Source organism: Jannaschia seosinensis (genome assembly GCF_001408515.1).
In the GTDB taxonomy this organism is placed as follows: Bacteria; Pseudomonadota; Alphaproteobacteria; order Rhodobacterales; family Rhodobacteraceae; genus Jannaschia; species Jannaschia seosinensis.
This window is the reverse complement of record NZ_CYPR01000228.1, coordinates 61,038-73,372: the sequence shown is the minus strand read 5'-3', so window position 1 is coordinate 73,372 and position 12,335 is coordinate 61,038. Positions and strand designations below refer to the sequence as shown.

General features: G+C 68.1%; 13 protein-coding genes. 5 read left to right on the top strand and 8 right to left on the bottom strand.

All coding sequences use genetic code 11. The annotated features are described in order from the left end of the window. Positions 1–48: 48 nt before the first annotated feature. Positions 49–675: a peptide-methionine (S)-S-oxide reductase MsrA gene (gene msrA, locus JSE7799_RS17255; RefSeq protein WP_055664709.1), complete on the top strand. Its 627-nt coding sequence runs from the start codon at positions 49–51 to the stop codon at positions 673–675. Positions 676–685: 10 nt separating this feature from the next. On the opposite strand, the gene JSE7799_RS17250 is transcribed toward msrA, so the two are convergent. After that, positions 686–1,030 (bottom strand): hypothetical protein, encoded by a 345-nt coding sequence (locus JSE7799_RS17250; protein ID WP_055664708.1) that lies wholly within the window; start codon positions 1,028–1,030, stop codon positions 686–688. A 10-nt stretch (positions 1,031–1,040) separates the two neighbouring features. Between JSE7799_RS17250 and JSE7799_RS17245 the strand changes: the two genes are divergently transcribed. Next, positions 1,041–2,234, top strand: a complete 1,194-nt coding sequence (locus JSE7799_RS17245; protein WP_055664707.1) for a TIGR03862 family flavoprotein — start codon at positions 1,041–1,043, stop codon at positions 2,232–2,234. Between the two features lie 31 nt (positions 2,235–2,265). On the opposite strand, the gene JSE7799_RS17240 is transcribed toward JSE7799_RS17245, so the two are convergent. From JSE7799_RS17240 to JSE7799_RS17220, 5 genes are all read right to left on the bottom strand, one after another. Beyond that, the gene (locus tag JSE7799_RS17240; protein ID WP_222101803.1) at positions 2,266–2,742 is read right to left on the bottom strand and encodes a glutathione S-transferase family protein; all 477 of its coding nucleotides are present in this window, start codon (positions 2,740–2,742) and stop codon (positions 2,266–2,268) included. A gap of 110 nt (positions 2,743–2,852) precedes the next feature. Then, complete coding sequence (holA, locus tag JSE7799_RS17235) at positions 2,853–3,860, bottom strand: DNA polymerase III subunit delta (RefSeq protein ID WP_055664705.1); 1,008 nt, start codon at positions 3,858–3,860, stop codon at positions 2,853–2,855. After that, entirely contained in the window at positions 3,857–4,345 is a 489-nt protein-coding gene (gene lptE / locus JSE7799_RS17230; RefSeq protein ID WP_055664704.1) for an LPS assembly lipoprotein LptE, read from the bottom strand. The genes holA and lptE overlap by 4 nt, the downstream gene beginning before the upstream one ends. A gap of 4 nt (positions 4,346–4,349) precedes the next feature. Beyond that, positions 4,350–6,893 (bottom strand): leucine--tRNA ligase, encoded by a 2,544-nt coding sequence (gene leuS / locus JSE7799_RS17225; protein ID WP_055664703.1) that lies wholly within the window; start codon positions 6,891–6,893, stop codon positions 4,350–4,352. Between the two features lie 49 nt (positions 6,894–6,942). Next, positions 6,943–7,428, bottom strand: coding sequence for a DUF3576 domain-containing protein (locus tag JSE7799_RS17220; RefSeq protein WP_245624928.1), 486 nt, complete (start codon positions 7,426–7,428; stop codon positions 6,943–6,945). Between the two features lie 319 nt (positions 7,429–7,747). Between JSE7799_RS17220 and JSE7799_RS17215 the strand changes: the two genes are divergently transcribed. Both JSE7799_RS17215 and JSE7799_RS17210 read left to right on the top strand, forming a co-directional pair. Continuing rightward, the gene (locus JSE7799_RS17215) at positions 7,748–8,803 is read left to right on the top strand and encodes a porin (RefSeq protein ID WP_055664701.1); all 1,056 of its coding nucleotides are present in this window, start codon (positions 7,748–7,750) and stop codon (positions 8,801–8,803) included. Positions 8,804–8,896: 93 nt separating this feature from the next. Beyond that, positions 8,897–9,553, top strand: coding sequence for a YggS family pyridoxal phosphate-dependent enzyme (locus JSE7799_RS17210; protein WP_055664700.1), 657 nt, complete (start codon positions 8,897–8,899; stop codon positions 9,551–9,553). A gap of 10 nt (positions 9,554–9,563) precedes the next feature. Here the strand turns inward: JSE7799_RS17210 and JSE7799_RS17205 are convergent, their stop codons facing one another. Both JSE7799_RS17205 and ribA read right to left on the bottom strand, forming a co-directional pair. Next, complete coding sequence (locus JSE7799_RS17205; RefSeq protein WP_055664699.1) at positions 9,564–10,088, bottom strand: L,D-transpeptidase family protein; 525 nt, start codon at positions 10,086–10,088, stop codon at positions 9,564–9,566. Positions 10,089–10,135: 47 nt separating this feature from the next. Next, positions 10,136–11,182 (bottom strand): GTP cyclohydrolase II, encoded by a 1,047-nt coding sequence (ribA, locus tag JSE7799_RS17200; RefSeq protein ID WP_055664698.1) that lies wholly within the window; start codon positions 11,180–11,182, stop codon positions 10,136–10,138. Between the two features lie 170 nt (positions 11,183–11,352). On the opposite strand from ribA, the gene JSE7799_RS17195 reads away from it, so the two are divergent. Then, on the top strand, positions 11,353–12,039 hold the full coding sequence (locus JSE7799_RS17195; RefSeq protein WP_055664697.1) for a response regulator transcription factor: 687 nt from the start codon (positions 11,353–11,355) through the stop codon (positions 12,037–12,039). Positions 12,040–12,335: the final 296 nt, after the last annotated feature.

The following is a 12,335-nucleotide window of genomic DNA, read 5'->3' as shown; positions in this document are numbered from 1 at the left end:
AGGAAACGTCATTGGCGTCCGGCGCGTTTGCGAGCCAAAGGAGATCTCATGACCCGTTTTCCAAGCCTCGCCCTTCTGGCCCTCCCCCTTTTCTCCGCCACCGCGCCCGCGCAGGCCGAAACCGCGATCGTCGCGGGTGGCTGCTTCTGGTGCGTCGAAGCCGATTTCGAAAGCGTAGAGGGCGTGGGCGATGTCGTTTCCGGGTTTTCCGGCGGCACCACGCCCGATCCGGAATATGGTCGGTCCGGCGACCATATCGAAGTCGTCCGCATCCCCTTCGATGAAAGCGTGATCAGCTATCGCCAGATCGTCGACCTGTTCCTGCGCTCCGTCGATCCGCTCGATGCGGGCGGGCAATTCTGCGACCGGGGCCTCGAATACACGACCGCGATCTTCACCGACGGACCCGAGCAGCGTGCGGTCGCCGAGGCCGCCGTCGCCGCGGCCGAAGAGGAACTGGGGCAGGAGATCGTGACACCCGTCCGCGACGCCTCCGAGTTCTATCCCGTCGGCGAGTATCATCAGGATTACTACAAGTCCGACGACCGTATCGCCTTCTCGTCGGTCGGGTTCGCGGTGCCGAAATCGGTGGCCTACACGCGCTACCGCGAAGGGTGCGGCCGCGATGCGCGAGTGGTCGAAGTCTGGGGCGAGGATGCGCCGTTCGTGAAGTGACGCGCGCAGCCTAGTGCCGCTTCCACCCCCGGCGCGCGCCGGGGGTCTTGGAGTGGAAATTCGCCGGGCGTTTGCGCACCCACTTGATAAATTTCTCGAGACGCGGATGCCGCCGCAGATCTGCCGGCGTGTTCCAGATCCGTGCCAGTTCCGCCTCGGAGGCGCTGGTATGGATTTCGTTGTGACAGATCTGATGCACCAGAACGACCGGGCCGCCCTTTCCCCCGCGCAACTTGGGGATCAGGTGGTGCAGGCTCTGCTTCGCCTCCGGCGGAATCGGGCGCTCGCACAAGGCGCAAAGCGGCAGGTCCGTGTCGGGATCGATGGCGTTGCCCTCCGGGATCGTCTGCGTCATGCCCCCAAAGATGGTTTCCCGCGATGACAGAGCAACCGTCGCCGTAATCGGCGCCGGCCCCGCCGGGCTTATGGCGGCGGAGGCAGCGGCGGCGGCGGGATGCGCGGTGGACGTGTTCGACCGCATGCCGAGCCCGGCGCGCAAATTTCTGATGGCCGGGAAATCCGGCCTCAACATCTCCAGAATCGAGGAGGACTTTGCCACCGCCTATCGCTGCCGCGAACTGACCCCGATGATCAAGGTGTTTGGTCCGCAGGAGGTGCGGGCGTGGATGGATGGGCTGGACCAGCCCTCGTTCGTGGGCTCGACTGGGCGGGTCTTTCCCGAAGCAATGAAAGCCTCCCCGCTGCTGCGCGCGTGGCTTGCGCGGCTCGAGGGGCTGGGCGTTCGCCTACATCGCCGCGCGCGGTGGACGGGCTGGGACGGCGCCGCCCTAGCCTTCGAGGACGGCACGCGAATCGCCGCGGATGCGACGGTTCTGGCGCTCGGCGGGGCGTCGTGGCGGCGGCTCGGCTCCGACGGGTTATGGGCGGAATTTCCAGAGCTTTCGGCGCAGGTTGCGCCATTCGCACCGTCCAATGTGGGCTTCCGGGTCGACTGGTCCCTGCACATGGCGCGCCATTTCGGCGCGGCGGTCAAGAATACCGGGCTGATCGTCGATGGCACCACGCATCGCGGCGAATTTACGATTTCTGCGGCGGGCATCGAGGGTGGCGGGCTCTATCCCCTCACGCCGCGCCTGCGCGACGGGGCGCCGCTGGCGCTCGACCTCAAGCCGGATCTCGATGCGGGTGCGGTGCGCGAACGCCTCGCCCGGCGGGGCAAGCGCAGCCTGTCGGAGCATCTGCGCAAGGCGCTGCGCCTCGACCCGGTCCAGATCGCGCTGCTACGGGAATTCGGCGGGCCGCTGCCGGCCGATCCGACCGGGCGGATCAAGGCTCTGCCCGTCCCGCTGGCCGGTCCCCGCCCGATGGACGAGGCGATCTCGACTGCCGGGGGGCTGCGCTGGGATGCGCTCGACGGAGGCCTGATGCTGCGGCATCGCCCCGGAACGTTCGCCGCCGGAGAGATGCTGGATTGGGAGGCGCCGACGGGCGGCTATCTCCTGACCGCGTGCCTCGCCACCGGCCTCTGGGCCGGGCGGCACGCGGCCAGCTGGGCGCAGGACGCCGAGTCCCGCGCAAGGCCTCGGTCCGGGCGCTAGACACAGCACCGCCCCCGACCTCTGGCCCGCGTCACTGCGCCCCGTGGGCCAGTGCGCGGCGGAAGGCGGGACGCGCGCGCATCGCGTTCATGTGCGTCCGCAGATCGTCCGGCAGGTCCATCTTCAGCCCCGCCGCCCAGCCGCAGCAATGCGCCAGCAGAAAATCCGGAACCAACGGGTCCGCCCCCATCAGGAACGGCCCGCCCTTGTGGAGGTCGGCCATCGCCTGCGCTTGTCGCGCGAACTGCCATCTGAGGCTGTCCTTGATTTCCGGCACGCGCCGCGCCTCCGGCAGGACGAAGCTGTGCTTGGCATAGTCCCACAGGACGGCATCGAACGTCTCGAGAATGGTGTTGGTCAGCGCGTCCTGCCGCGCACGCGGATAGGTGCCCGCCGGATGGGTGAACGCTCCGTGGCGATCCGCGAGGAAGATCATCATGGCGACCGAAACGAAGAGCGACCCCTCCCCCACGATCTCCAGCACCGGAAGCCTGTCAAGCGGCGACATCGCAACAGCCTCGAGGGACCGGGGCGCGGCTTCAGGCCGGTTGAACGGCACCGCCGTGCTCCTCAAGGAGCCGCATCGCGTGGCTTCTTACCGACCGCGCAACCGGCACATCACCCGCCCTGTCCGCGCACCATCATGGCCAGCCGGATCAATGCCCGTTCCATCACCGCGACCTGCGGCGCGCGCGAGGCGGAGCGCAAGGTCAGGTCGGTCTCCATCAGCACGGCCAGCGCCGCCTCCAGCCGCCGCGTGCCCCATTCCCGCGTCTGCCGCTCCGCCGCATCGCGACGGGGGCCATAAAGCGGCGGGCGGATTGATCCGGCCCCGCCACCGACCGATGCCGCGTGAAGCTGCTGGAAATGGCGCGTGGCGAAGATGACGAGTTGCACCGCGCCGACGCCCTGTCCGCCCAGACGCTGCATCAACGGCCCGATCGCGTCGGCCCGGCCCTCGGCGGCTGCGGCGATGATCTCGTCTATATCGGCATCCACCGTCGCAGGGGCCATCGCGGCGACCGCCTCGGAGGTGACCGGCTCGCCGCCGGCATAGAGCGCGATCTTCGTCAGGGTCTGGCGGAAATCGCCGGGGTCGAGCAGCCGGGCCAGCGCCTCCACGTCGCGCCGCGCGGCCGTATCGAGAACCAGTCCTTCGGCGGCGATGGCGGCGTCGATCTCGTCGCGCCCCATCGGCTCGTCGTAAATGCCGATCGCGGCCGCCTTGGGATGCGCCTCGAACGTCTTGCGCAGCTTCGATGTCTTGCGCAACGCCCCCGCCGTCACGACCAAAGCGGCGTCGCCCGGCGCCCAGCCGTCCAGCGCGGCGATCAGGGGCGCGGCCTGCGCCTCGGTCGCGCCGTCCACGAAGACCACGCGCGGGCCGGGAAAGAACCCCACCGCCTTCAGCCCGTCAAGCACGGCGGTCGGGTCGGATTTCGCCTCCGCCGCGGACAGGCGCGTCAGGCGCATCTCCTCATCGGCGGCGGGGCCGGTGAGGTTTGCGATCAGCTCCTGGCGCTTGAGCGCCACGCGCATCGCATCGGCGCCGTAGATCAGCGCGCCGGCCGTCCCCGGGTCGGGCTTGGCGAAAAACGCATTGGCCGCCGCGCCGCGCAGGTTCATGGCGCCAGCATCGCCGCCTCGGCCAGCAGCCGCGTGACGACCGCATCGGCCAGAATCGCGGCAAGCCGGCGCTCCGCGTCCCGCTCGCTCTCCAGCGTGGAAATGGTGGAGCCGGTGGCGGAATAGGCGGTGAAGCTGACTTCCTGTCCCGTCAGGACCGGCGCATCGGCGCCTTCGGGGATCAGGGCCCAGTCGAGAACGCCTTCGATGTTGAAGCGCTCGATATTGTTCGAATCGTCGATCGCCAGCCCGGTCTCCTCGATCAGGAGCGTGTAGATCAGCGCGTAGCGCGGGTTGCCGGGCTGGCCCAGACGCTCCTCGAAGCGCCGCGTGAAGGCGAACTCGATCCGCGTATCGGGCTCGGTCACGACGATCGCGGAGCGCAGCGCCGCCGCCTCGCCGCCGGGGCCGTAGACCGGCGTGAAGCCGCAGGCCGCGAGCAGCCCGGCGAGGCAGACGCCCGCGATGCCGCGCCGCAGGGCCATCCGCCTACACCACCACGTTGACGATACGGCCGGGCACGACGATCAGCTTCTTCGGCGCGCCGCCGTCGAGGGCGCGGATGACGGCGTCGTCCGCCATCACCCGCGCCTCGATCCCGGCCTTGTCCATGTCCTTGGGCACCGTCACCTCGGAGCGCCGCTTGCCGTTGATCTGAATCGGCAGCGTGACACTGTCCTCCACCAGAAGCGCGGGATCGGCCTCGGGCCAGGGCGCGGACAGGACGAACCCCTCGCCGCCCATCATCGTCCAGATTTCCTCCGCCAGATGGGGCACCATCGGGGCCATGAGCTGCGCCAGTGTGCGCATCGCATCGCGCCGCGCCTGCGCCCCGGCATCCGACCGCGACAGCGTGTTGGTGAACTCGTAGAGCTTGGCCACCGACTTGTTGAAGGCGAAGCCGTCGATGCCCTGGGTCACCTCGGCGATGGCGCGGGCCGTGGCGCGGGCCAGTTCGGCATCGGCATCGTTCGGGGCGCGGTCGGCGCGGGCGATGTCGGTGGCCAGCCGGTGCACGCGCGTCAGATGCTTGTGCACGGCGGCCGCGCCTTCGGGCGTCCACTCGAAATCGCGCTCCGGCGGACTGTCGGACAGAACGAACCAGCGCGCCGTGTCGGCGCCGAACTGGGCGATGATGGCCTGCGGGTCGACGACGTTGAGCTTCGACTTGGACATCTTGATCGCCGGGACGATCTCAATCGCCTCGCCGGTGGCGCGCACGGTGCCGCTCGACAGGTCCACGTCTTCGGGCAGGTGGTAGATCGTCCGCCCCTTGTCGTCGCGCGTGACATAGGCCGGATGCGTCACCATGCCTTGCGTGAAGAGCGCGTCGAACGGCTCCCGCGCCTTGGCGGGCAGGTGGCCGGTCACGTTCATCGCGCGGGCGAAGAAGCGCGAATAGAGCAGGTGCAGGATCGCATGCTCCACTCCGCCGATATACTGGTCCACGTTCATCCAGTAATCGACATCCTCGGCCACGGTCGGCTTATCGGCACGCGGCGCGGTGAAGCGGGCGAAGTACCACGACGAATCGACGAAGGTGTCCATCGTGTCGGTCTCGCGCCGCGCATCCGCCCCGCATTCCGGGCAGGCGGTCGCAGCCCATGTCGGGTGCCGGTCGAGCGGATTGCCCGGCACGTCGAAGGTGACGTCGTCGGGCAGGCGCACGGGCAGGTTCTCCTTGCGCTCGGGCACCACGCCGCAATCGGGACAATGCACCACCGGGATCGGACAGCCCCAGTAGCGTTGCCGGCTGAGGCCCCAGTCGCGCAGGCGGTACTGGACGCGGCCCTCGCCGATCCCCTGCGTCTCGGCCCAGTCGATCGTCGTCTCGACCCCCTCGTGCCCGGTCGTGCGATGCACGCCGGCGGGGTTGTCGACATATTCGACCAGTTCCGTCTTCGGCGGCACATAGGCCGCCGCACCCACCTCGAAGCTCTCGGCCTCGTAAGGCTTGAAGGCCGCGACCACGGGCAGGTCGTATTTGCGGGCGAAATCAAGATCGCGCTGGTCATGCGCCGGGCAGCCGAAGATTGCGCCGGTGCCGTATTCCATCAGCACAAAATTCGCGACCCAGACCGGCAGCGTCCCACCCAGCGGGTTCTGCACCGTGAGCCCGGTATCGTAGCCGCGTTTCTCGGCCGTCTCCAAAGCCTCCTCGGTGGTGCCGCCGCGGCGGACCTCGGTGGCGAAGGCCGCAAGCTCCGCGTCGTCCTGCGCCAACGCACGCGCCAGCGGATGTTCGGGTGCGATGGCGATGAAGGAGGCGCCGCGCAGGGTGTCGGGACGGGTGGTGTAGATCTCGACCCCGTCATGGCCGTGGACCGGCGCCGAGAGCGGAAACGTCATCTGCAACCCGCGCGACCGGCCGATCCAGTTCTCCTGCATCAGCCGCACCTTGTCGGGCCAGTTTTCCAGATCACCCAGACTGTCGAGCAGATCTTCGGCCATCGACGAGATCGCGAACGCCCATTGCGTCAGCTCCCGCCGCTCGACCTCGGCGCCGGAGCGCCAGCCCTTGCCGTCGATCACCTGCTCGTTGGCGAGGACGGTCATGTCCACCGGGTCCCAGTTCACCACCGCGGGCTTGCGATAGACCAGCCCCGCATCGAGCATGTCGAGAAACAGCGCCTGCTGCTGGCCGTAATATTCCGGATCGCAGGTGGCGAATTCCCGGCTCCAGTCGATCGACAGGCCCAGCGGCTTCATCTGCCCGCGCATCGTGTCGATGTTGCGGTAGGTCCACTCCTTGGGATGCCCGCCCGACGCCATCGCGGCGTTTTCGGCCGGCATGCCGAACGCGTCCCACCCCATCGGGTGCAGAACGCTGAACCCGCAGGACATCTTGTAGCGCGCGATCACGTCGCCCATCGTGTAGTTGCGCACGTGCCCGATATGGATGCGCCCCGACGGATAGGGGAACATCTCCAGCACGTAATACTTGGGACGCGCGTCCCGGGTCGCGAGGAACAGGTCGGCCTCGGCCCAGGCGGCCTGCCATTTCGCCTCGATGGACGTCGTGTCGTAGCTCATGGAATGTCCCTCGGGCCGCGCGCCCCCGGAGGACGCCGGCGCATTGTCGTCAGAGATTGGCGTCGCGGATCCGCAGCTGGCGCGCCCGGGTCAGGATCGCGTCCTCGACAGCACGCTGCGTTTCGCGGTCCACCGCGCCGCCACGGGTCCGCAGCGACAGGTTCAGGCTGCGGGCATCGAGCGCCGGATCCTGCACCAGCACCGTCGCCTGATAGGCGCGCCCGCCGCCCGGAGGGGTGCCGTAGCCGAACTGGATCACGCCCGAAAACGGATCGGCATTGGTGACCGGCATGAAGGAGAGCACGTCGAGCGACGCCGCCCAGAGATAGCGGTTCACCTCCAGCGTGACATTCGGATCGTCGTCGCCGGCAAACAGGTCGAAGACCGTCGAGCGGCCGGCACGTTCGGCGCGCGCGATGGTGCGGGGGTTCTCCTGATTGGCGATCCGCTCCTCGGCCGACTGGCCGAACAGGGTGCCGCCGCAGCCCGACAGCCCCGCCAGCAGCGCGGCCGCCGCCACAATTCGTCCCGGCATTGCCTTGCGCATCTCATCCCCCGTCGCCTGCTTCGCGCTGCGTCTAACGCCCCGCGCGAGGGGAGGGATAGCGTGGAAAGCGATACGTGAACAAGGTGCCCCGAATCCGCGCATTGGTGTCTTCCCGACAACGCCGAATTGCCGATCTGGGCGTGAATCGGGCGGGCGAAAGCCCACTGTGACATGAAAGCACCACGGATCGGGCGAAAACCGGAGGCCCCACGGCGGTTCGCTTGCGAGGTGGGGGGGGATGATGGAAATGAACCCTACGCCCAACGCGATTCCCGTGGTGGGGACGATCTGAAACACGAGGGAAAACATGAAAAAAGTTCTCTTTGCTTCGACCGCTCTGGTTGCCTTCGCGGGCGCCGCTTCGGCCGAGGTCACCCTGTCCGGCTTCGCTGAAATGGGTGTCTTCTCCGGCAATGGCGGCGTCGCCACCACGGACGACGATGCCGAGTTCTTCACGGATATCGACGTCACCTTCACGCTGACGGGCGAAACCGATGGCGGCCTGGTCTTCGGCGGATCCGTCGACCTCGACGAAGGCGGCGACGGCTCCGACGCCAATGACAACAACCGCGAAGACGGCGGCGCGACGATCTTCGTTTCGGGTGCGTTCGGTACCCTGACGATGGGCGACACCGACGGCGCGCTCGACTGGGCCCTGACCGAAGTGGCGTTCAACGCCGGCTCGATCAACGACGACGCGACCGAGCATGCCGGCTACAATGGCAATGCCGCGCTCGACGGCACCTATGACGGCCAGATCCTGCGCTACGACTATGCGGTCGGCGACTTCGGCGTTGCCGTGTCGGCCGAGATCAACGACGAAGGCCGCGCCGGCACCCCCGGCTTCACCGATGTGGACGGCAACATCTTCCGCCCCGTCCCGGCATCCAACGACGGCGACGTCGTCTGGGGCCTCGGTGCCACCTACCAAGCCGACTTCGCCGGCTACGATCTGGGCTTCGGCCTCGGCTACCAGGAAGCCGACGACGCCGAAGCGCTGGGCTTCTCGGTCAACACGAGCGTCGCTGGCTTCCAGGTCGGCCTCAACTACACCGAGTATGACGGGAATCAGTACGACTTCGTCGTCGTCAGCAGCGGCAATCTCACGACCGAGCTTTCCGCCGACATCAAAGACCACGTCGGCGTCGGCGTCGGCTATGACTTCGCGGGCGTTCAGCTGCACGCCAACTACGGTGTGTACGACACCGAGAGCGGCAACATCGACGGCTTCGGCCTGACCGCCGGTTACGACCTCGGCGGCGGTGCGATTGTTCAGCTGGGCTACGGCGACAGCAACTTCGACAGCGGCCTGAACACGGACGACTTCGAGACCGTGTCGCTCGGCCTCGCGCTGGCGTTCTGATCCAACCGGATCACGACCAAGACGGAGAGCGGGCCTTGCGCCCGCTCTTTTCTTTTCGGCATGGTGCGGGTCCACCGCACCCGAAGGCCCGCCATGCCCCTGCCCGATATCACCGCCCGGATCACCGCCGCCTGCGAACGCGCCGACCGCTCTCCCGCAGAAGTCAGCCTCATCGCCGTCTCCAAGAAGCAACCCGATGAGCGGGTCGAGGCCGTCCTTGCCGCCGGGCACCGGGTCTTCGGCGAAAACAGGGTGCAGGAGGCGCAGGGCAAGTGGCCCGCCTGGAAGGATTCCTACAGGGGGGTGGAGCTTCACCTGATCGGGCCGCTGCAATCCAACAAGGTCCGTGCGGCGATGGAGCTGTTCGATGCGATCCACACGGTCGACAGCCTCAAGCTCGCCCGCCGAATCGCCGACATCGCCGGTCAGATCGGGCGCTGCCCCACGCTGTTCCTGCAGGTGAATACCGGCGAGGAGCCGCAGAAGGCCGGCGTCGCGCCATCCGAGGCGGACGCGCTGATCCGCGAGGTCCGGGCGCTCGACCTGCCGCTTCGCGGCCTGATGTGCATCCCCCCGCAGGACGAGGCGCCGTCATTGCATTTCGCGCTTCTGGCCAAGATCGCGGCGCGCAACGGTCTGGCCGGGCTGTCCATGGGCATGTCCGCCGATTTCGAGGAAGCGATCGAGTTGGGCGCGACGCATGTGCGCGTGGGCTCCGCCATCTTCGGCGAGCGCCCGGTTCCCGCCTGAGACGCGGGGATCAGCCTGCCAGCGCCTTCGGCACGATCAGCCGTGTGCCGAACGTGATCCGCTCCGCGATCCAGCGCAGATGCGCCGGCGCCATCGCCACGCAGCCCTCGGTCGGATAACCCGGCCGCCGCCAGCGATGCAGGAAGATGGCGCTGCCCCGCCCCGGCTCGGCATGCGGCCAGTTCCAGTCCGTCAGGATCACCAGATCATAAAGCCGGTCGCCCCGCGCCAGCCGTTCGGCAGAGGCGGAAAAGGGGGCCCGGACCATCAGGTTGTAATCTGGGTGCCGGGGCGCGTCGCACCACAGGTCGCCCGGACGGATCGGCACCGCCCAATCCGCCGGGCGCGCCATCCGGTCCGGCCGCCAGAGCATCCCGACGATCCGGTGCACGCCGGTTGGTGTCGCCCCGTCCCCCTCCCGCTTGTCCGTCCGCACGCCGCCCCGCCCGATCGTGCAGGGAAACATCCGCCCCGCAAAGCGCAGGCCCATCGGCGTCAGGACCAGATCGTCCCGGCCCGCGACACGATCGGCCATCCCGATAATTCCATCCCCTCGCAAGGGGCCCGTGTCCTGCGCGCGCGTCATTCCAGATGCCCCGACTTCATGCGTTTCACGTCGAGATAACCCGCGTTCTCCGCCCCCCGTCCGACATGAAGCGGCACGCGTTCGGCCACGCGGATGCCCTGCGCGGCCATCATCTCGATCTTGCGCGGGTTGTTGGTCATCAGCCGCACTGCATCGATCCCCAGCCGCCCCAGCAGTGCCGCGCCGAGCCGGAAATCCCGTTCGTCGTCCTCGAAACCCAGCCTGTGATTCGCCTCGACCGTGTCGAAACCCTGATCCTGCAGATCATAGGCGCGCATCTTGTTGGCCAGACCGATCCCGCGCCCCTCCTGGTTGAGATAGAGGAGAATGCCCGCGCCCGCGCCGGCCATCGCGTCCATCGCGGCATGCAGTTGCGGCCCGCAATCGCATTTGAGCGAGCCCAGCACATCGCCCGTGAAACAGGCGGAATGCAGCCGCACCAGAACCGGCCGTGACCGGTCCACCATGCCGATCTCGACCGCGTAATGCTCCTCGCCGCCATCGCCCTCGCGGAACACGTGGACGCGGCCGGCACGATGCACGGCCAGCGGCACGCGCGCCGCCGAAACCGCATGGGGCGGGGCTTCCGCCGCGACGGGCGCGGCCTCGGGAAGTACGGTGATCCCCTCGGGGGCCGCCATCTCCACCCCCACGACGGCGGGCAGAAGCTGCGCCGCCTTGGCCAGCGCGACGCCCCGCCGCCAAGGCGCCGCCCCCGCGTCGCGCAGCGTTCGCAGCGGTCCCTTCATCGGCATGCGCAAATCGTCGGCCGGATCCGCCACCGCCCGCAGCCATGCGGCGTCGGCCGTCTCCGGTACCGCGATCCGCGCCACGTCGCCGTCATAGGCCCGCGCGCGCAGGGTCTCCGCCCGGCGTCCCGTCACCGCCATGACCAGCGGCCCGGCCGCGCGCATCTGCGCCAGCCGGGCCGCGGAGACCGTCTCGACCGACGCCAGCACGACGCCGCCCACCGCAACCGGCAGGCCCACCCGCAGGTCGGCGCGCGCCCGCGCGGCCAGCTCTTCAGGCGTGGGTGACAGCATCGCCCGGTGATCTCCTGTAACAATCGGCTTCCCAGCGGGGGCCGCCGCACCCACATATGAAACAAATCCGGCCTTGGCGACACGTCGTGGTGAGTTCGCGTGCCGCCCCTTCCCTGCCTTTGCAGGGGAAGGCAGGAATTGGACAACGAAAGCACATCCGGGAGAGTCTCATGGCAAACCTCAAGAAAATTCTGCTCGTCGACGACGATGACGACCTGCGGGATGCCCTGGCCGAGCAATTGGTGATGACCGAGGAATTCGACGTCTTCGAGGCCGATTCCGGCGCCGCCGGCATGGCCCGCGCCAAGGAGCAACTCTACGACCTCGTGGTGCTCGACGTGGGCCTGCCCGATACCGACGGGCGGGAGCTTTGCCGGCTGATGCGCAAACAAGGCGTCAAATGTCCGATCGTCATGCTGACCGGCCACGACACCGATGCCGACACGATCCTCGGCCTCGATGCCGGCGCGAACGACTACATCTCCAAGCCCTTCAAGTTCCCGGTCCTTCTGGCCCGCATCCGCGCGCAGCTGCGCACCCATGAGCAATCCGAGGACGCGGTCTTCGCCCTCGGGCCCTATACGTTCCGCCCCGCCCAGAAAGTGCTCGTCACCGAAGACGACAAGAAAATCCGCCTCACGGAGAAAGAGACCAACATCCTCAAGTTCCTCTACCGCGCGGGCGAGAGCACGGTCCCGCGCGACGTCCTCCTCCACGAGGTCTGGGGCTACAATGCCGGCGTCACGACCCACACGCTCGAGACGCATATCTACCGCCTGCGCCAGAAGATCGAGGCGGAGCCGTCCAATGCGCGCCTGCTCGTGACCGAGAGCGGGGGCTATCGTTTGATGGCCTGAAACGGCGCCATCGGCGACATTGCCGCAAAGCCGCATTATTCCGCCGATGGTAAGGCAGAACTTCAAACTGCCTTTACGTCACCCGCGTCCGGTGGATAGGCTTGTAGAACCGGCGCATCTGCGGAGTCTCAGATGCATCCTCCCTGTTGGACTCGGCCGGACCTCGTGTCCGGCCTCTTTTTTTGGCGGGCCGGGGCGCGGTCACGACGTGCGGCCGTAGGGGCATGGTCCAGAACGCGACACGCCCCCGACCGGCATGGTCGGAGGCGTATCGTCACCGCGGGGAGACCGGGGAT